Consider the following 18,013-nt stretch of genomic DNA (forward strand, 5'->3'; position numbering starts at 1 on the left):
CACTCTACACCAGCACAAAAGATTATGAAGTTTTTCAGACGCAAGAAAGCTGCGGACAAGCCCGCGGCCCCGCCCGCTGCGGCGCCGCAAACCCCCGCAGAGGATTCCGCCCGGGTGTCGGAGGCCGTGGAAGTCGTTCAGACTCCGGTACCGGCTCCGGACGCCCAGGTAAACCGGGATACTGCGGCCGGCACGCCTCCCGAGCCGGTGGTTCCGGCTTCGGAAGCGAACCCCGCAGCTGGTCCTGAGGAGATTGCTACTTCAGCGGCGCCCGATACGCCTCCGGTGGAGGCCTCCGCGGCATCGGTAGAACAGCCTGCAGCACCCGCAGAATCCACAGAAGAACCTGTGGCGCCGGCAGCAGCACCCCCGCAAGCCAAACCCGAAGCGAAAAAAGAGGACGGTTTCTTCCGCCGCCTGCGCCGTGGCCTCGGCCGCACCAGCGACAACCTGGTGCAGGGCCTTGGCACCATGTTTCTCGGACGCAAGGAAATCGACGAGGAGCTGCTGGAAGAACTGGAGTCGCGCCTGCTGATGGCCGATGTGGGCGTTGAAGCCACCGTCGACATCATCGGCCGCTTGACCCAGCGGGTTTCGCGCAAGGAGCTGACCCGACCCGAGGCGCTGGAACAGGCGCTCAAGGAAGAGCTGCAGTCCCTGTTGGAGCCCTGCGAGGTACCACTGGTTCCCGCTGGCCACAAGCCCTATGTCATCCTGATGGTGGGTGTGAATGGCGTTGGCAAGACCACGACTATCGGCAAACTGGCCCGGCGCTTTCTCGGCGAAGGCAAATCGGTGATGCTGGCGGCGGGGGATACCTTCCGCGCCGCGGCGGTCGAGCAGCTACAGGTCTGGGGCGAGCGCAACGACGTGCCGGTGATTGCCCAGCACACCGGCGCCGACAGTGCCTCGGTGATATACGATGCCCTGCAGGCGGCCCAGGCCCGCGGCACCGACGTGCTGATTGCCGATACTGCCGGGCGCCTGCACAACAAGGATCACCTGATGGAAGAGCTGCGCAAGGTGGTCCGGGTCATGGGCAAGCTGGATCCCGAGGCGCCCCACGAGGTGATGCTGGTGCTGGATGCCGGCACCGGCCAGAACGCCTTGTCCCAGGCCAGCCAGTTCCAGCAGGTTGTGGGCGTCACTGGCATCACCCTGACCAAGCTCGATGGTACCGCCAAGGGCGGGGTGATCTTTGCCATTGCCCGCAAGCTGGGGCTGCCCATTCGCTTCATCGGCGTCGGGGAGGCAGTTGAAGACCTTCGCCCCTTCGAGGCGGAACCCTTCATCCGTGCACTGTTCGAGCGGGAAGAGGACTAGTGCTCCCGCCGGGTGATATTGCCGAATCGAGTGTAGGGAGCACCTGATGATCCAGTTCGAGCGGGTCAGCAAGCGCTATGAAGAGGGCCACGACGCCCTTCGGGAAATCAGCCTTGAGATTGCCCGCGACGAGCTGGTGTTCCTGACCGGTCACTCCGGTGCCGGTAAAAGCACCTTGCTGCGCCTGATCATGCTCATGGATCGACCGACCCGGGGCAAGGTGCGCGTGGATGGCCGGGATCTCTCCACCATCGGCTCCCGCGGGATCCCCCTGCACCGCCGGCAGATTGGTGTGGTGTTCCAGAACCATCAGCTGCTTTATGACCGCAACGTATTCGACAACGTGGCCCTGCCGCTGGTTATCGCCGGCTACGATCAGCGTGAAATCGGCCGCAGGGTGCGCGCCGCCCTGGACAAGGTAGGTCTGCTGGCGCGGGAGCGCGCCCTGCCAGTTACCCTGTCGGGCGGTGAGCAGCAGCGGGTCGGAATCGCCCGTGCCGTGGTGGGGCGGCCACGCATTCTGCTCGCCGACGAGCCTACCGGTAACCTGGACCCCAATCTCTCGGCGGAGATCATGTCCCTGTTCGAGGCGTTCAACCAGGTCGGGGTGACGGTGTTGATCGCCAGTCACGACCTGGCGCTGATCTCCCGCCTGCAACATCGCATCATTACCCTGCGGGATGGCCAGCTGATGGGAGGCGCCGCCTGATGGCCGCCGGACCTGCCCCGCGCCGCGAGGGCGCCAGTGCCAGCCGTGCCCGCCTGGCGGACCGCTATCGGGCCTGGCGCGATCACCACAGCCTGTCTGCCGCCGACAGCCTGCGCCGGGTGTTGGCAAGCCCGGGTTCGAGCCTCCTCACCTGGCTGGTGATAGGGATTGCCATGGCCCTGCCCGCGGCACTGGGTATTGCACTGGACAACGCCCGCAACGTCAGTGGCAGCTGGGACAGTCCGGCCCAGATTTCCCTGTTCATGCAGGCCTCGGTGGACGAGGCAAGCGCTGCGGAATTACAGCAAAGCCTGTCGCTGCGCGGTGATGTTGAGAGCGCTCAGCTGATCCCGCGGGATGCCGCACTCAGGGAATTTGCCGAGCTCTCCGGGTTTGCGGATGTGGTGGCCAACCTGGACGAAAACCCGCTGCCCAACCTGGTGCTGGTCGTGCCGGCCGCGGGGGTGGATCCGGCGGTCCTGCGGGCCGAATTTGCCGACCTGGCGCAGGTGGATCAGGCGGTCCTCGACATGGCCTGGGTGCAGCGCCTGAACAATATCATGGAGCTGGGCCGGCGCCTGGTACTGGCCCTGGGCGGCCTGCTGGTCCTGGGGGTGGTGTTGATCCTGGGGAACACCATTCGCCTGGCCATCGAAAGCCGCCGCGACGAGATCGTCATTGTCAAACTGGTGGGCGGCAGCAATGCCTTCGTGCGCCGTCCCTTCCTCTATACCGGCCTCTGGTACGGGGTGGGTGGCGGGGCAGTCGCCGCATTGCTGGTCCTTGCGGCCCTGTATTTCCTCGATGGCCCGGTCAGCAACCTGGCCCGTCTCTATCAGAGCGGCTTTACGTTGCAGGGCATTGGCCTCATCGGCAGCCTGCAACTGGTGCTACTCGGTGGCTTTCTGGGCCTGGCAGGTGCCTGGCTGGCGGTTTCACGGCACCTTGGAGCGATTGAACCCCGTTAGTTGTATTTGGTCCAAGTGCTTGAAATGTAACAATTACTTCATGAATCTTTTGCTTGGCGCGGGAACTTTTCCGCGATTAGCACTCTAATAGCATGAGTGCTAAACTTGGCACCTGACATGGAGAACCCTCAGATGAACAATACCCTCAAGCCTGTCGACCAGATGGTGCCGGGCGCCAACCTTGCGGCCTACGTGAATGCCGTGAGCAGTATCCCGCTGCTGAGTGCAGAGCGGGAGCGGGAATTGGCCGAGGACCTGTACTACAACGACAACCTCGAGGCGGCGCGTGAGCTGGTGATGTCACACCTGCGCTTCGTGGTGCACATTGCCCGCAGCTATAACGGCTATGGCCTGGCCGAGGCTGACCTGATCCAGGAAGGCAACGTGGGCCTGATGAAGGCCGTCAAACGCTTTAACCCCGAGAAGGGGGTGCGCCTCGTCTCTTTTGCCGTGCACTGGATCAAGGCCGAGATGCACGAGTTCATCCTGCGCAACTGGCGCATTGTGAAAGTGGCCACTACCAAGGCCCAGCGCAAGCTCTTCTTCAACCTGCGCGGTGCCAAGAAAAGCCTGGCCTGGCTGACAGCTGAGGAAACCGAAGCGGTGGCGGCCGACCTCGGCGTTGACGTCACTGAAGTGCAGCGCATGGAAGGGCGTCTGAGTAGCCGCGACGTGGCCTTTGATGCTCCCACCGATACCAGCGATGACGAGGATGCCTGGCAGGCACCCCAGTACTACCTGGAGGACAAGCGCTACGACCCCGCCGTGGAGGTGGAGTCCAGCGAATACCAGGAAAACAGCGAAGCGGCCTTGCACAGTGCCCTGTCGGACCTGGACGAGCGCAGCCGCGATATCCTGGCCCAGCGCTGGCTGGCGGAGGAGAAGGCTACCCTGCACGAACTGGCTGACAAGTACGGCGTGTCCGCCGAGCGTATCCGCCAGCTCGAACAGAACGCGATGAAGAAACTGCGCACCGCCATCGCCGCCTGACGATCGCTATCATTGAGAACCCGTACCGGGGCGCCTTGGCGCCCCGGTTTGCGCAAGGGCCTGGTCAGGCTATTTGAGTGACCGTCGCTGGACGCCATTTTCCCGCCCAGCGAGGCAGAAGGAGAGTGATGTAGTGGTGCTACATGATCGACTGATAACGAAGCTGGGCGGGAAAATGGCACCAGCCCTGCGGGTTGCTCCTGAACAAGTGCCACTCAGCGTTGCTCCTCGCTCATTTGGAATGACCAAATCACGCTCGTCGCGCCTCGATTGGCACTTGTTCAGGCGCAACGCCGGCCACTCAAATAGCCTGACCAGGCCCTAGATCCCCGGCATGAATAATCTCTTCCTCCCAATCGGCGCCCTGGCCGGCATGCTGGCCGTGGGCTTCGGTGCCTTCGGTGCCCACGCCCTGCGCGGCCGGCTGGACGACTACGCCATGGGCGTTTTCGAGACAGCCGTGCAGTACCACTTCTACCACGCCCTGGCTCTGCTTGCGGTGGGCTTGCTGGCCCTGCACCAGCCACACACCGGCTTGCTACGCCCCGCCGGCTGGCTATTCGTTATCGGACTGCTACTGTTTTCCGGCAGCCTCTACCTGCTGGCGCTGACGGGTACCCGTTGGCTGGGTGCGGTGACGCCGCTCGGTGGCCTGGCCTTTATTGCCGGCTGGGCCTGCCTGGCGGTAGCCGGGTGGAAGCACCTGTCGTGAGCGAGCCCAAGGAAACGACCGGGGCGCGTCACCGCCCCATCCGCAGCTATGTGCTGCGCACCGGCCGCATGACCGATGCCCAGAAGCGGGCCTTCGACGCCGGCTGGCAGCGCTGGGGTGTGGATTACAGTAGCGAACCTGTCGACCCGGTCGGTCTGTTTGGTCGCGATGCCCGGCTGGTACTCGAAATCGGTTTTGGTATGGGCCGTTCGCTGGCGACCATGGCCGCAGCTGACCCCGAGGCCGACTTCATTGGTATCGAGGTGCATACACCCGGTGTGGGCCGCCTGCTACACACCGTGGAAGAGGAGGGCATCGACAACATCCGGGTCTGGTGCCATGACGCCGTGGAGGTGCTGGAGCACTGTATTGCGCCGGGTACCCTGGACACCGTACAGATTTTCTTCCCTGACCCGTGGCACAAAAAGCGTCATCACAAGCGCCGGCTCATCCAGCCGGCCTTCGTCGAGTTGCTGGTATCACGCCTTGCACCTGGCGGCGTTCTGCACCTGGCGACGGACTGGGAGAATTACGCGGAGCAGATGATGGAGGTGCTCTCGGCGAACGGGTCACTGGAGAACATGGCTGGCCCGGGAGAGTACTCGCCGCGTCCGGAACACCGCCCGCTCACCAAGTTTGAACAGCGGGGCGAGCGTCTCGGCCACGGGGTGTGGGACCTGCTCTTCAGGCGCAGCTAGAGGGTGGCCGGGCTGCCGGGGTAGCCGGCCACCTGTCCCTGCGCGAGCAGTTCAATCGAACAGCGGAATATCGCCCCAGGGTAAACCCTGGGCATCCTTGCCGGACAGTTGCGGGGTTTCCCCTGCCGGTACCGGCCACTTCACGCCCACAGCAGGGTCGTTCCAGGCCAGCGACACCTCGCTGGAAGGGTCGTAGAAGTCCGTGCATTTGTACTGGAAGTCTGCCATTTCGGACGTCACGTAAAACCCGTGGGCAAAGCCCGGCGGCACCCACAGCATGTGGTGGTTCTCGGCGGAGAGCTCCACCCCGTACCACTGGCCAAAGCTGGGGGAAGACTGGCGGAGATCCACTGCCACATCAAATACCGAACCCGCTACTACCCGCACCAGCTTGCCCTGGGTATGGGCCGTCTGGTAGTGCAGGCCGCGAAGAATTCCGCGGGCGGAGCGGCTGTGATTGTCCTGCACAAAATCGATATCCAGCCCCAACTCGCGGAAGGTGCTGGCGTTCCAGCTCTCAAGGAAGAAACCGCGTTCGTCGCCAAAGACCCTGGGCGTCAGCAGCAGCACATCTTGCAGCGGTGTTTTTTCAACGTTCATCAAACACCACTCCCTCTTCGCGCAGCAGGTGCTTCAGGTACAGGCCGTAGCCACTTTTCTCCAGGGGTGCCGCCAGGGCCAGCAGTTGCTCGGGGGTGATGTAGCCCATGCGGTACGCTACCTCCTCGGGGCAGGCGATCTTCAGACCCTGGCGCTCCTCCACCACGCGGATGTAATTGGCGGCATCGAGCAGCGAATTGTGGGTGCCGGTATCCAGCCAGGCGGTACCGCGACTCATGACCTCAACCTGAAGGTCTCCCCGGCGCAGGTACTCGAGGTTCACATCGGTGATTTCCAGCTCACCGCGGGGTGAGGGCCGGATGTTTTTGGCGATATCCACTACGTCGTTATCGTAAAAATAGAGCCCGGTAACCGCGTAGTGCGACTTGGGTTTTGCCGGTTTCTCCTCGATGTCGAGAGCGGTGCCTTCCCGGTCGAAACTGACGACACCATAGCGTTCGGGGTCGGTCACATAGTAGGCAAATACCGAGGCGCCGGAATCGCGCTGGGAGGCGGCGCGCAGGCTGCGGGTGAAGCCGCCGCCGTAAAAGATGTTATCCCCCAGCACCAGGGCGCAGGGTGAGTTGCCAACAAATTCCTCGCCGAGGATAAAAGCCTGGGCCAGGCCGTCCGGGCTGGGCTGGACGGTATAGGAGATGTTGACGCCCCACTGCTCGCCGCCGCCGAGCAAATCGACAAAGGCACGCTGGTCGCGCGGGGTAGTGATGATCAGGATATCCCGGATACCGGCCAGCATCAGGGTGGCCAGGGGGTAGTAGATCATCGGCTTGTCATACACCGGCATCAGTTGCTTGCTGACGGTGCTGGTGAGGGGGTGGAGCCGGGTGCCGGAGCCCCCGGCAAGGATGATACCTTTGTGCCTGGTTTGTGCCATAACGTCTGATTTGCCGCAAAAAGTGGTCAATTATAAGCAGATTGACGGGAAACTACGAAGAATCAGCACGGGTTCAGTTTCACTGTACGATCGTAGAGGGGGCTGGCTTTTTAGATGGCCCTTGATAGAATCTCTAGGCTTCGAGGGGCTTTCGGGATTGTACTGAGCTCCACGCGGAGGGCCCTGCCGGGCCCCCGCAGCCCACCCAGATACAACGAGGACGCCCCCATCAGGCAGCTCGATACTTTATCGGCTAAGCCCGCCCCGGCGGTTTCGACCGAGCCCCCGTCGGTATTGGTAGAGCCCCGGCGCTCACTGCGGATTGCCCTGCTGGGTTATCGCTCCGCCCCCTTTGGCGGCGGCCAGGGTGTCTATCTCAAGTACCTGAGCAAGGCGCTGGTGGAGGCCGGGCATCAGGTGGACGTGATTTCCGGACCGCCCTATCCCCACCTCGACCCCAGAGTGCGGCTGATTCAGCTGCCGAGCCTCGACCTGTTTGCCAATGGTCTCGGTTCCCTGCGCCCCCGCCACCTGACTTCACTCGCCAACATCATCGAGTGGACTTCCAAGCTTACCGGCGGTTTTGCCGAGCCCTACGCCTTTGGCCGGCGGGCGGTGCGCTACCTGCGCGAACACCGGGGTGAGTACGACCTGGTGCATGACAACCAGAGCCTCAGCTACGGCATGCTGACCCTCCAGGTCATGGGCATACCCCTGGTGACCACTGTCCATCACCCGATTACCAGTGATCTGCGCATCGCCCTGGCCGCGGCCAGGAGTGGCTGGGAGCGGCTGCTGATCCGTCGCTGGCACTCGTTTCTCCACATGCAGAAAAAAGTGGTGAAGCAACTGCGCCATGTGGTGACCGTATCCGACTGCTCGCGGCAGGATATCGCCCGCGATTTTGGCCTGCAGCCGGCGGGCATCGATCTGGTGCACAACGGCATCGATACGGCGCAGTTCCGCCCACTGCCTGAAGTGGCTCGACGGCCATTGCGCCTGATGGCCACGGCCTCGGCTGATGCTCCCCTGAAAGGATTGCGTTATCTGCTGCGCGCTTACGCCAGTCTCCTCACCCGCTACCCACAACTCGAGCTGTTGCTGGTCAGCAAACCCCAGCCCGGCGGCAAGACGGAACGCCTTTTGCATCACCTGGGTATTGCCGACAGGGTGCAATTTGTCAGTGGCATCAGCACCGAGCAGATGGTGCGCTACTACGCCGAGGCGACACTGGCAGTAGTGCCCTCGGTCTATGAGGGCTTTGGCCTGCCCGCCGGTGAGGCGATGGCCTGTGGCGTACCGGTGGTGTCCACCGATGGGGGTGCCCTGCCGGAGGTGGTCGGTGACGCAGGGGTTATCGTGCCAGCCAGGAACGCGGAGGCCCTGGTCGCCGCTATCACCGGCCTGCTGGAGGACCCGGAGCGTCGTGCGCACCTCGGTGTGGCGGGCCGTGAACGAATCGTGGGTAAATTCAGCTGGGAAGTCTGCGCCCGGGAAATGAGCAATTATTACGAGCGCGTGTTGCATGCAGACGGTTGATTTCGATCATTTTGAATTGCGCCCGGGTGACCGGGTCCTCGACCTGGGTTGTGGCGAAGGTCGACATGTGATCGCTGCCTACCTGGAGGGCACGGTGCAGGCGGTGGGGGTGGATCTCGCGCTGGACGACCTGGTCACGACCCGGGAAAAATTCGAGCCATTCGACCTGCCAGATGACCCGGAGCGCTGCTTTGGCCTCGCCTCCGCCACGGCACTGGCGCTGCCCTTTGCCGACAATACCTTTGACAAGGTCATTTGCTCCGAAGTGCTGGAGCATATTCCAGATTACCGCGGCGCCCTGGCGGAAATTCGCCGGGTGCTGAAACCGGGGGGCCTGTTCTGTGCCAGTGTCCCGCGGCGCTGGCCGGAAAAAATCTGCTGGGCCCTGAGCCGTGAATACCATCAGGTACCCGGTGGCCATCTGCGCATTTTCCGCGCGGAAGCCCTGTCCAGCGAAATCGAGGCTCTGGGCTTTTCCCGTTACGAGCGGCATTGGGCCCACGCCCTGCATGCGCCGTTCTGGTGGCTGAAGTGCCTGTTCTGGAACAGCCAGGACAGCAACTGGCTGATCCGCCAGTACCACCGCCTGCTGGTCTGGGACCTGATGGATCAGCCGGCGTTTACCCGCATGCTGGAGCGGCTGCTCAACCCGGTACTGGGCAAGAGTGTGGTGATGTACTATCGCAAGGAGGCGTTCGCGTGAGTGGCCTGTACCTTAGCCGGGGCCTGTTCCCGCATGATTTTCTGCAGCCCACGGTACAGTTCCTGCTGCGCGAGCAGTTGCCCAGCGGAGAAATTCCCTGGTTCCAGGGCAGCTATGCCGACCCCTGGGATCACGTCGAAGCCGCCATGGGACTGTCTATCGCCGGCGAGTTTGCCGCCGCGGAGCGGGCTTACCGGTGGCTGCGAGACACCCAGCTGGCAGATGGCAGCTGGTGGGCTGCCTATCGCAACAGTGTTCCGGACAACCGTGAACGCCGTGAAACCAATTTTGTCGCTTACGTTGCCACTGGCGTCTGGCACCACTACCTGATCAGCCGCAACGACACCTTTCTCGAGGACATGTGGGGCTGTGTCGAGCGGGCAGTCGGGTTTGTTCTCGCCCTGCAGTCGGAGCACGGCGAGATCGACTGGGCGGTCGACGGCGAAGGCCGGGCCAAGGGCGATGCCCTGGTCACCGGGTGCAGTTCCATCTACAAGAGCCTGGAGTGCGCTCACAATATCGCGGTGACGGTGAACCGCCCGAGGCCGCACTGGCTGGCGGCGCGGGAAGCGCTGGGCCAGGCGCTGCGCCACAAGCCGGAGCGCTTCGACCGCACCTGGGAGAGTAAATCCCGCTACTCCATGGACTGGTTCTACCCGGTGCTCACCGGGGCTATCCAGGGTAGCGAAGCCCGCGCGCGGCTGGCCGCTCGCTGGGACGAATTTATCGAGCCGGGGCTGGGGTGCCGTTGCGTGTGCGAGGAACCCTGGGTCACTGTGGCCGAGAGTTGCGAACTGGTCATGGCGCTACTGGCAGCGGGCGACCATGCCAGGGCCGTGGAGCTCTACAGCTGGTTGCACCAGTGGCGGGAGCAGGACGGTGCCTACTGGACCGGTTACCAGATGGTGGAAGACCTGCTCTGGCCGGAGGAACAACCGACCTGGACGGCAGGGGCCATCCTGCTGGCGGCGGATGCCCTCACCCGGCACACTGCCGCTGCGGGCCTGTTCACCGAGGTCAATCTGCTGCCGGCACTGGCCGGAGCCGAATCCGCGACCGGGTCCTCGACCCGTTCCGGGATGGAGCCCCGGCGCCGCAAAGCGGACTGAGCCCGCCGCCGGCGATCTACAGCCGCCTGAGCACGCCCAGTGTGTTCACCCGTTCCACTGCTTCGAACAGTCCCGATTCCAGGGCCATCCGGTAGATGGCCCAGGGTGCCTGGCCGCCGCTGTGGGGGTCGGGAAACAGGTCGTGAATCGCCAGTATGCCCCCCTGCACCAGGTGGGCGGTCCAGCAACGATAGTCGGTCAGGGCTGCGTCGAGGCTGTGACCTCCGTCGATGAATACCATGCCCAGTGGCGTCTGCCAGTGGCGGGCCACCACTGCCGAACTGCTGACCACCGGTACCACGACATCGTCGAGGCCGGCACGGCGGATATTGCGGCGAAATTCACTGAAGGTGTCCACCAGTCCCTCGCCGGTGTCGTACAACTCCGGGTCGTGAAACATTTCACCGGCCTGGTGTTCCTCGGAGCCGCGGTGATGATCGAGGGCGTACACGGTGCCGCCGTCGCGGCAGGCCAGCCCCAGGTAGATGGTCGATTTGCCACAGTAGCTTCCCACTTCCAGCACCGGCCCTTTAGGTCGTGAAGCGCGGGCATGGCGGTACAGGGCCTCGGCCTCGTCGCTGGCGAGAAAGCCCTTGATGGTGTCGATATCGGCGGGAAGATCGGGAATCATGCGAAAGCTCGTTGACGACAAAGCAGGCCACGTTAGCCGCTTTGTCGGAAGGCGGCAAGCGGCCCCTGCGCGGTGCTCGCGAGCGGCTGCCAGTAGCGGGCAGGGCGGGTGGCGGGTATCCTCCCCGCTGGTCGCGCCAACCACGGAGTCTGCATGCGCCCGCTATACAGTCTGCTGTTCTACTGCCTGATGCCCCTGATCATGCTGCGCATGCTCTGGCGGTCGCGGCTGGCGCCGGAGTATCGCCGCCGCTGGGGTGAGCGGCTCGGCTTTTTCGCCGCGCCGGCCGCAAGGCCGGTGATCTGGGTGCACGCCGTTTCGGTCGGCGAAACCCTGGCGGCGGTGCCGGTGATCGAGGCCCTGCTGCAGCGCTATCCACAGCACCGGGTGGTGGTGACGACGACCACGCCCACGGGGTCGGAGCGGGTCCGTGCCCTGTTTGGCGAGCGTGTGTTTCATGTCTATGCGCCCTGGGACCTGCCCGGCGCGGTGCGCCGCTTTGTGCGGGCCCTGCAGCCGGAACTGCTGCTTGTCATGGAAACCGAGTTGTGGCCGAACATGCTGCACTTCGCCTCCCGCCAGGGCTGTCGCATCCTCCTCGCCAACGCGAGATTGTCGGCGCGCTCGGCGGCGGGCTACGCCCGGGTGGGGGGCCTCACCCGGCAGATGCTCGGCCAGCTGGACTGCGTCGCCTGCCAGGCGACGGAGGATGGTGAACGTTTTGTTGACCTCGGCCTCGCCCGGGAGCGTCTTGAGGTCACCGGCAGTATCAAGTTCGACCTGCAACTGGGAGAACCACTGCGCGATCAGGCACAGACCCTGCGGCAGCAACTGGCCTGTGACCAACGCCCCGTGCTGGTGGCGGCGAGCACTCACCCCGGCGAGGACGAACAGATTCTCACTGCCTTCGGTGCAGTGAAGCGTGAATTCCCGCAAGCGTTGCTGATACTGGTGCCGCGTCACCCGGAGCGATTCGACCGGGTGGCAATGCAGTGCCACGACGGCGGTTGGCAGGTGCATCGGCGCACCGCCGGACCGGAGCTGGCTTCGGGGACCGACGTTCTACTGGGCGACACCATGGGCGAGTTGCTCCTGCTGCTGGGTGCGGCGCAGGTGGCGATAGTGGGTGGCAGCCTGGTGGAGCACGGTGGCCACAATGTACTGGAAGCCGCGGCCTGGGGCGCACCGGTGGTGACCGGCCCCTGGATGTTCAATTTCGAGGAAATCAGCCAGTTGCTGGTCGACGCTGGAGCCATGGTGCGGCTGGCTGACCCGGCTCAACTGGGGGATACGCTGCTGCAATTGCTGGGTGATGCCGGGCGCCGCCAGCAAATGGGTGAGGCGGGCCTCAGAGTGGTAGCGGAAAACGGTGGGGCCAGGGAGTGCCTGCTGGCACTGGTTGCAGAGTTGCTGCCGCCGCGCCCCTGATCGAGGCCCGGCGGCTAGCCGGTCACGGGGTAGAAGACCCCGTTGTGCCGGTAGTGCTGGCGGTGGGTGCGGGTGGTTCTTCCAGTGCTTCGTCCAGGCGGTACACATCCTCCGGGCTCAGCAGGCCGGCCTGCTCTTTCAGGCGCAGCATGTCGAGTACGTAGTCGTAACGGCTGTTGGCGTAGTCGCGCTGGGCGGCAAACAGGGTGTTCTGGGCGTTCAGCACGTCCACCACATTTCGCGTACCGACTTCGTAGCCCGCCTGTGTTGCATCCAGGGCGCTCCTGGACGACACGATGCTCTGCTTGCGAGCGGCGACCCGGGACACGTCGCTCACCACTGTCATGTGCAGGGAACGGGTGTTGGTCACTGTGTTGCGCGCCAGGTTGATGCGGTTCTCGCGGCTGGCGTTGAACTGCTCGGCCGCCTGGCGGCGGTTGGCGCTGACGGCTCCACCGCTGAACAGCGGCACCTGCAGGCTGATCTGCCACTGGCTCAGTTCGGTATCGTTATCCGGCGAGGTATCGAACTCTGTGCTCGGGCGCCGGGTCAGCTCGCCATCGGTGCTGTAGTCCGAGTAGGCGTAGCTGCCGACAACTTTCGGTGCGTGTTCGAACTTGTTGGCTTTGGCGGAGTTGCGCGCCACTTCCTCGGCGTAGCGCGCAGCCTGCAGGTTGAAGTTGTTCTGCAGGGCAAAATCCACCCAGGCTGAACGGTCCATGGGTTCGGGCGTTTTCACGTCGAAGTTGGCCGAGAGGACATCCAGGGTGTCGTGGTGCTGCCCGGTAAGCACCGACAGTGTTTCCAGGGCCACACTGACGTTGTTCTCGTCGACGATCCGGTTGACCCTGGACAGGTCGTAGGCGGCCTGGGCTTCGTAAACGTCGGTAATGGCGATCAGCCCGACTTCGAAGCGCTGCTGGGTCTGTTCCAGCTGACGCTCGAAGGCGCGTTCCGCCGCCTTGGAGGCGGCGAGGTTGTCCTGTGCCCGCAGCACACCGAGGTAGGCTTCCACCACTCTCACGATGAGGTTCTGCTGGTTGGCGGCGAAAGTCGCTTCCGCCTGGCGGGTAAACTCTTTACCCGACTGGAAAGTAAACCAGGCCGGCAGGTCGAAGATTGCCTGGTTCAGGGACACCTGGTAGCCGTCGGTATCGGTGTCGGTATTGGTAAAGGTGTCGAACCTACCGAAAGTGCCGTCTTCGGTAATGCCGACGCTCTCACCGGTCCGGTCCTGGTCCGAGCTGCTGTAGTCGTAGCTGGCGTTGATTTGCGGCAGCAGGGCCGCGCGGCCGAGGTTTTCGTTCTCGAGATTGGCCCGGTACTGCGCCTGTTCGGCTTTCAGCTGGGCGTCGTTCTCCAGTGCGAGCTCGTAAATATCCCTGAGCGATTCCGCGTTGGCGGTATTCGCAGCGATAGAAAGGGACAGCGCGAGCAGCGCAAGTCTGGTTGGTTTCATGGATTTCCCCTGTGTCAAGCGGGTAAGCGCTCGGCAGTTTACCAGTGTGGGTCCAGCGGCGCATGTTAATACGCCGCAATAAAAGCTGCTCCGGACCCGTCGAATGTGCCATGGTAAATGCTACACTCAATATTCGTCCACGAGCGCCCCGGGCGTCTGTCGCGCCTGGCGGTGTATTCATCGCAAGAGCGTGTGACAGTTACGCAGGAACAGGCGCGCAGCCATGCGAATCATCATTTTCGGAGTCGGCAATGAGCGTACAACGGGCCCGCAAACGGCCCTTCAAGATGGATATCGTCAGGCTGCATGCAGTCTGCGAAGCCAATTATGCGCGAGTTTTACGCCTGTTCCCCGATTACGAACACGCAAATACCCGAGAGTTCCATCTCGGCTCGGCACGCATTGTGCTGGAAGTGCTTGAACGCAGCCGTTACACCACCTTTTTCCGCCTGCAACAATACCATGCCGACGCCCGCTGGCTGGGTCGCCTGCGCGTCGATGTCCGCGCCTACCACGACGCCGGTATGCTGGAGGTGAGCGTATTCCAGTCCCAGGGGCGGATTGCGGCACGCTATGAATATCCCAACACCCACATGTTGCAGCAGGATGAAAAAATCCAGCAGAACCAGTTCCTGTCGGAGTGGCTGGAACACTGCCTGGAACACGGTCGTGCTCCCATTCCCCCAGTGGTCGGCTGACGGCGGACCCGCAACTCCATGTTTCACGGCCTAAAGCGACTGGACCTGACCCACGACGGCCCCTCCGTGCGTCTCTGTCAGTTTACCGACTGCCATCTCGGTGCCGAACTCGGCGGTCGCCTGCTGGGAATGGATACCGATCACTCGATGTTGGCGGTCGTCGAACAGGCCCGCCGCGATGGCCGCAGTGCAGATCTCGTATTGGCTACCGGAGACCTGGCCGATGGCGGTGCCCCAGCCGCCTACCGCCGCCTGCAGTCCGCCCTCGCGGCCTTCTGCCCGCGGCAGTTCTGGCTGCCCGGAAACCACGATGACTGCGCCGCCATGCAAGCGGTACCGGGCAGTGAACGCATCATGTCCGGGGATATCCGCGTCGGCGCCTGGCAGATCATCCTGCTCAACTCACAGGTGCCCGGGGAGATTGGCGGCGAGATTGGCCCCATGCAACTGCGCGCCCTCGATGAGGCGCTGTCCGGGGCGTCCGAAGCGGGCCTTCACAGCCTGATCTGCCTGCACCACCAACCCGTGGCCATCGGTTGTGCATGGCTGGATGAGCAGATGGTGGCGGATGCCGACGCCCTGTTTGCCATTACCGACCGCTACCCCGGGGTCAAGGCCCTGCTGTGGGGGCATATCCACCAGGAGGTGGATCGGCAGCGCGGAAGCGTGCGCCTGCTGGCCTCGCCGTCTACCTGTGTCCAGTTTGCGCCGGGCAGTGAAGATTTCCAGGCCGACGACCTGCCGCCCGGCTATCGCTGGCTGGAGCTGCACGGGGACGGGCGAATCGACACCGGCGTGTCCCGGGTCGAGGGGGTGACTTTCGAGATCAATCTGCAGCAGCGCGGATATTTGTAAACACCGGCGCTGCACCGGGCCGGGCCTTGTGTACAATGGGCGCGATAAGTCCTGAAGTAATCCGCGAGCATGACCCAGTACACCTCTGAAGATATCGAAGTCCTCACCGGGCTGGAGCCGGTGCGCAAGCGCCCCGGCATGTACACCGATACCACCCGACCCAATCACCTGGCCCAGGAGGTCATCGACAACAGCGTCGACGAGGCCCTGGCCGGCCACGCCGATCGCATCGATGTGGTCCTGTACAAGAATGGCAGCCTGTCGGTCAGCGATAACGGCCGCGGCATGCCGGTGGACATCCACCCGGAGCAGGGCAAGCCCGGGGTGGAGGTGATCCTCTCGACCCTCCACGCCGGCGGCAAGTTCTCAAACAAGAACTACCAGTTTAGCGGCGGCCTTCACGGTGTGGGGGTCTCGGTAGTGAACGCCCTGTCCAATGAGCTGGAGGTGACCATCCGGCGCGATGGCAATGTTCACCGCATCGTCTTCGGGGGCGGCGAGAAAAAGTCCGACCTGGAGGTGATCGATACCTGCGGCAAGCGCAATACCGGCACCGCGGTACGCTTCACTCCGGACCCGAAGTACTTCGACTCGGTCAACTTCTCGGTGTCCCGCCTGCGCCACGTACTGCGTGCCAAGGCTGTACTGTGCCCGGGCCTGCGGGTGACCTTCCGCGACGAGAAGAAAGGCGAAAGCGACGAGTGGTACTACGAGGATGGGCTGACCGATTACCTGGCCGACTCCACGATCGACTACCCCTGCCTGCCGGAGCAGCCTTTTACCGGCAGCTTCAGCGGTTCCTCCGAGGCAGTGGAGTGGGCCGTCCAGTGGCTGCCCGAGGGTGGCGAAGTGGTTGCCGAGTCCTACGTGAACCTGATTCCCACCGCCCAGGGCGGCACCCACGTCAACGGCCTGCGCACCGGTCTGCTCGACGCCATGCGTGAGTTCTGTGAACTGCGCAGCCTGTTGCCCCGGGGGGTCAAGCTGACGCCCGACGATATCTGGGAGCGCTGCTGTTACATTTTGTCCTCCAAGCTGGAGGACCCCCAGTTTTCCGGCCAGACCAAGGAGCGCCTGTCCTCCCGCGAGGCGGCTGCCTTTGTATCTGGCGTGGCCAAGGATGCCTTCAGCCTGTGGTTGAACCAGCACACCGAGGAAGCCGAGCGTCTCGCCGAGTTGTGTATCAGCAACGCCCAGAGCCGCCTGCGTTCCGCCAAGAAAGTCACCCGTAAAAAGGTCACCGCAGGGCCGGCCCTGCCCGGCAAACTGGCGGACTGCTCCGGCGAAGACCCCGCACGCGGCGAGTTGTTCCTGGTGGAGGGTGACTCTGCCGGCGGCTCTGCCAAGCAGGCCCGCGACCGCGAGTTCCAGGCTATCCTGCCCCTGCGGGGCAAGATTCTGAATACCTGGGAGGTGGACTCCCAGGAAATCCTGGCGTCGCAGGAGGTGCACAATATTTCCGTGGCCCTCGGCATCGACCCGGCTTCGGATGACCTCAGCGGCCTGCGCTACCACAAGGTCTGCATCCTCGCCGATGCCGATTCCGACGGGCTGCACATCGCCACCCTGATCTGCGCCTTGTTCGTGCGCCACTTCCGCCCGCTGGTAGCGGCGGGCCATGTATTCGTCGCCATGCCACCCCTGTACCGGATCGACGTGGGCAAGGAGGTCTTCTACGCTCTCGACGAGGCCGAGAAACAGGGCGTGCTGGATCGCATCGAGGCGGAGAAAAAGAAAGGCAAGATCAATGTGCAGCGCTTCAAGGGCCTGGGGGAAATGAACCCCCTGCAGCTGCGCGAAACCACCATGGACCCGGATACCCGCCGCCTGGTGCGCCTGGTACTGGACCCGGGCGACGACACCAATTCCATGCTCGACATGCTGTTGGCCAAAAAACGCTCTTCCGACCGCAAGGCCTGGCTGGAGCAGAAAGGCGATCTGGCTGACGTCGCGTTATAGTAGCGTGGCAAAGTAGCGTGGAAAGGTAGCGTGGAAAGGTAGCGTTGCAAAAAAATGCGGCATTGCCGCAGTACACTTTGAATGCAACCGGGCCACTGCCGGCCCGGCTTAACGGAGGTAGGAAAGATGGGAATGTGGCAACGACTTATCGCATCCACCGCGGGCCTGGGCTTGTTGCTCAGCGCCGGGGGGGCCGCGGCGCAGTGGGAGCTGGACAACGGCAACTCCAGTCTCAATTTTATCTCCGTGAAGAATGCCGCCGTCGCTGAAACCCACCGTTTCGACACCCTGGTGGGATTCGTGGGTGAGGATGGCACGGTGCAGCTCGCCATCGATCTCGCTTCGGTCGACACCGGGATCGAAATCCGTGATGAGCGCATGCGCAAGATGCTGTTCGAGACGGAAAGCTTTTCGTCAGCGAATGTGAGCGGCAAGGTCGACCCCGCGGTGCTCGCTGCGCTGGAACCGGGTACTGTGCTGACGACAGACCTCGAGGTGACCCTTTCCCTGCACGGCGTGGAGGCGACAGTGTCGGCGCCGGTCGTGGTCATCAACGAGGCCTCTGGTGTACTGCGGGTGATTACATCCCGGCCGGTGATGGTAAGCGCCGCTTCCTTCGATCTGGCCAAAGGCGTTGCCGCGTTGCAGGAAGTTGCGGGACTCAACAGCATCAGTACCGCGGTCCCGGTTACATTCCATCTGGTCTTCAAGCCGGCGTCTGCTCCCTGACAGACGCC

Annotated in this window: 18 protein-coding genes; 14 read left to right on the forward strand and 4 right to left on the reverse strand. The window is 63.5% G+C overall.

The window, feature by feature from the left end:
- Positions 1–24 precede the first annotated feature (24 nt).
- The 6 genes from ftsY to trmB all read left to right on the forward strand — a co-directional run bounded on the left by ftsY (position 25) and on the right by trmB (position 5,400).
- On the forward strand, positions 25–1,323 hold the full coding sequence (ftsY, locus tag FV139_RS09200) for a signal recognition particle-docking protein FtsY (RefSeq protein WP_148068148.1): 1,299 nt from the start codon (positions 25–27) through the stop codon (positions 1,321–1,323).
- 46 nt (positions 1,324–1,369) lie between these two features.
- Positions 1,370–2,032 (forward strand): cell division ATP-binding protein FtsE, encoded by a 663-nt coding sequence (gene ftsE, locus FV139_RS09205; protein WP_148068149.1) that lies wholly within the window; start codon positions 1,370–1,372, stop codon positions 2,030–2,032.
- Positions 2,032–3,000: a permease-like cell division protein FtsX gene (gene ftsX / locus FV139_RS09210; RefSeq protein WP_148068150.1), complete on the forward strand. Its 969-nt coding sequence runs from the start codon at positions 2,032–2,034 to the stop codon at positions 2,998–3,000. The genes ftsE and ftsX overlap by 1 nt, the downstream gene beginning before the upstream one ends.
- A 132-nt stretch (positions 3,001–3,132) precedes the next feature.
- Positions 3,133–3,990, forward strand: a complete 858-nt coding sequence (gene rpoH / locus FV139_RS09215; protein ID WP_148068151.1) for an RNA polymerase sigma factor RpoH — start codon at positions 3,133–3,135, stop codon at positions 3,988–3,990.
- Positions 3,991–4,324: 334 nt separating this feature from the next.
- The gene (locus FV139_RS09220; RefSeq protein WP_148068152.1) at positions 4,325–4,702 is read left to right on the forward strand and encodes a DUF423 domain-containing protein; all 378 of its coding nucleotides are present in this window, start codon (positions 4,325–4,327) and stop codon (positions 4,700–4,702) included.
- Positions 4,699–5,400 carry a tRNA (guanosine(46)-N7)-methyltransferase TrmB gene (trmB, locus tag FV139_RS09225; RefSeq protein ID WP_148068153.1) on the forward strand — a complete coding sequence of 234 codons (702 nt, stop codon included), beginning with the start codon at positions 4,699–4,701 and terminating at the stop codon, positions 5,398–5,400. The genes FV139_RS09220 and trmB overlap by 4 nt, the downstream gene beginning before the upstream one ends.
- Positions 5,401–5,451: 51 nt before the next feature.
- Here trmB and rfbC read toward each other — a convergent pair whose 3' ends face one another.
- Together rfbC and rfbA are read right to left on the reverse strand one after the other, a co-directional pair.
- Positions 5,452–6,000: a dTDP-4-dehydrorhamnose 3,5-epimerase gene (gene rfbC, locus FV139_RS09230; protein WP_148068154.1), complete on the reverse strand. Its 549-nt coding sequence runs from the start codon at positions 5,998–6,000 to the stop codon at positions 5,452–5,454.
- A complete protein-coding gene (gene rfbA / locus FV139_RS09235) occupies positions 5,990–6,895 on the reverse strand; it encodes a glucose-1-phosphate thymidylyltransferase RfbA (RefSeq protein ID WP_148068155.1) in 906 nt (301 codons plus the stop codon). Before rfbA ends, rfbC begins: the two co-directional genes overlap by 11 nt.
- A 294-nt stretch (positions 6,896–7,189) precedes the next feature.
- Here rfbA and FV139_RS09240 point away from each other — a divergent pair, with 294 nt between their 5' ends.
- The 3 genes from FV139_RS09240 to FV139_RS09250 are packed head-to-tail and all read left to right on the forward strand — an operon-like array spanning position 7,190 to position 10,246.
- On the forward strand, positions 7,190–8,434 hold the full coding sequence (locus FV139_RS09240; RefSeq protein ID WP_187276464.1) for a glycosyltransferase family 4 protein: 1,245 nt from the start codon (positions 7,190–7,192) through the stop codon (positions 8,432–8,434).
- Positions 8,421–9,137 carry a class I SAM-dependent methyltransferase gene (locus FV139_RS09245; protein ID WP_148068157.1) on the forward strand — a complete coding sequence of 239 codons (717 nt, stop codon included), beginning with the start codon at positions 8,421–8,423 and terminating at the stop codon, positions 9,135–9,137. Before FV139_RS09240 ends, FV139_RS09245 begins: the two co-directional genes overlap by 14 nt.
- Positions 9,134–10,246: a prenyltransferase/squalene oxidase repeat-containing protein gene (locus tag FV139_RS09250; RefSeq protein WP_235898603.1), complete on the forward strand. Its 1,113-nt coding sequence runs from the start codon at positions 9,134–9,136 to the stop codon at positions 10,244–10,246. Before FV139_RS09245 ends, FV139_RS09250 begins: the two co-directional genes overlap by 4 nt.
- Before the next feature lie 16 nt (positions 10,247–10,262).
- On the opposite strand, the gene FV139_RS09255 is transcribed toward FV139_RS09250, so the two are convergent.
- Positions 10,263–10,877, reverse strand: coding sequence for a class I SAM-dependent methyltransferase (locus tag FV139_RS09255; RefSeq protein ID WP_148068158.1), 615 nt, complete (start codon positions 10,875–10,877; stop codon positions 10,263–10,265).
- Between the two features lie 153 nt (positions 10,878–11,030).
- Between FV139_RS09255 and waaA the strand changes: the two genes are divergently transcribed.
- Positions 11,031–12,305, forward strand: a complete 1,275-nt coding sequence (gene waaA / locus FV139_RS09260; protein WP_148068159.1) for a lipid IV(A) 3-deoxy-D-manno-octulosonic acid transferase — start codon at positions 11,031–11,033, stop codon at positions 12,303–12,305.
- Positions 12,306–12,327: 22 nt separating this feature from the next.
- On the opposite strand, the gene FV139_RS09265 is transcribed toward waaA, so the two are convergent.
- On the reverse strand, positions 12,328–13,764 hold the full coding sequence (locus FV139_RS09265) for a TolC family outer membrane protein (protein WP_148068160.1): 1,437 nt from the start codon (positions 13,762–13,764) through the stop codon (positions 12,328–12,330).
- A 251-nt stretch (positions 13,765–14,015) separates the two neighbouring features.
- Between FV139_RS09265 and FV139_RS09270 the strand changes: the two genes are divergently transcribed.
- The 4 genes from FV139_RS09270 to FV139_RS09285 all read left to right on the forward strand — a co-directional run bounded on the left by FV139_RS09270 (position 14,016) and on the right by FV139_RS09285 (position 18,005).
- A complete protein-coding gene (locus FV139_RS09270; protein ID WP_148068161.1) occupies positions 14,016–14,462 on the forward strand; it encodes a DUF1249 domain-containing protein in 447 nt (148 codons plus the stop codon).
- Positions 14,463–14,480: 18 nt separating this feature from the next.
- A complete protein-coding gene (gene cpdA / locus FV139_RS09275) occupies positions 14,481–15,317 on the forward strand; it encodes a 3',5'-cyclic-AMP phosphodiesterase (protein WP_148068162.1) in 837 nt (278 codons plus the stop codon).
- A gap of 69 nt (positions 15,318–15,386) precedes the next feature.
- Positions 15,387–17,276 carry a DNA topoisomerase IV subunit B gene (parE, locus tag FV139_RS09280; RefSeq protein ID WP_148068163.1) on the forward strand — a complete coding sequence of 630 codons (1,890 nt, stop codon included), beginning with the start codon at positions 15,387–15,389 and terminating at the stop codon, positions 17,274–17,276.
- A gap of 132 nt (positions 17,277–17,408) precedes the next feature.
- On the forward strand, positions 17,409–18,005 hold the full coding sequence (locus tag FV139_RS09285) for a YceI family protein (RefSeq protein WP_187276465.1): 597 nt from the start codon (positions 17,409–17,411) through the stop codon (positions 18,003–18,005).
- Positions 18,006–18,013: the final 8 nt, after the last annotated feature.

It is taken from the genome of Parahaliea maris (assembly GCF_008064665.1).
In the GTDB taxonomy this organism is placed as follows: domain Bacteria; phylum Pseudomonadota; class Gammaproteobacteria; order Pseudomonadales; family Halieaceae; genus Parahaliea; species Parahaliea maris.

What these genes read in the sequence shown, in the direction of transcription:
- waaA (WP_148068159.1), top strand. Translation starts at nt 11,031, where the DNA reads ATGCGCCCGCTATACAGTCTGCTGTTCTACTGCCTGATGCCCCTGATC.
- rfbC (WP_148068154.1), bottom strand. Translation starts at nt 6,000, where the DNA reads ATGAACGTTGAAAAAACACCGCTGCAAGATGTGCTGCTGCTGACGCCC.
- ftsY (WP_148068148.1), top strand. Translation starts at nt 25, where the DNA reads ATGAAGTTTTTCAGACGCAAGAAAGCTGCGGACAAGCCCGCGGCCCCG.
- rfbA (WP_148068155.1), bottom strand. Translation starts at nt 6,895, where the DNA reads ATGGCACAAACCAGGCACAAAGGTATCATCCTTGCCGGGGGCTCCGGC.
- FV139_RS09270 (WP_148068161.1), top strand. Translation starts at nt 14,016, where the DNA reads ATGAGCGTACAACGGGCCCGCAAACGGCCCTTCAAGATGGATATCGTC.
- FV139_RS09285 (WP_187276465.1), top strand. Translation starts at nt 17,409, where the DNA reads ATGTGGCAACGACTTATCGCATCCACCGCGGGCCTGGGCTTGTTGCTC.
- FV139_RS09220 (WP_148068152.1), top strand. Translation starts at nt 4,325, where the DNA reads ATGAATAATCTCTTCCTCCCAATCGGCGCCCTGGCCGGCATGCTGGCC.
- rpoH (WP_148068151.1), top strand. Translation starts at nt 3,133, where the DNA reads ATGAACAATACCCTCAAGCCTGTCGACCAGATGGTGCCGGGCGCCAAC.
- ftsX (WP_148068150.1), top strand. Translation starts at nt 2,032, where the DNA reads ATGGCCGCCGGACCTGCCCCGCGCCGCGAGGGCGCCAGTGCCAGCCGT.
- cpdA (WP_148068162.1), top strand. Translation starts at nt 14,481, where the DNA reads ATGTTTCACGGCCTAAAGCGACTGGACCTGACCCACGACGGCCCCTCC.
- FV139_RS09265 (WP_148068160.1), bottom strand. Translation starts at nt 13,764, where the DNA reads ATGAAACCAACCAGACTTGCGCTGCTCGCGCTGTCCCTTTCTATCGCT.
- FV139_RS09255 (WP_148068158.1), bottom strand. Translation starts at nt 10,877, where the DNA reads ATGATTCCCGATCTTCCCGCCGATATCGACACCATCAAGGGCTTTCTC.
- FV139_RS09245 (WP_148068157.1), top strand. Translation starts at nt 8,421, where the DNA reads ATGCAGACGGTTGATTTCGATCATTTTGAATTGCGCCCGGGTGACCGG.
- parE (WP_148068163.1), top strand. Translation starts at nt 15,387, where the DNA reads ATGACCCAGTACACCTCTGAAGATATCGAAGTCCTCACCGGGCTGGAG.
- ftsE (WP_148068149.1), top strand. Translation starts at nt 1,370, where the DNA reads ATGATCCAGTTCGAGCGGGTCAGCAAGCGCTATGAAGAGGGCCACGAC.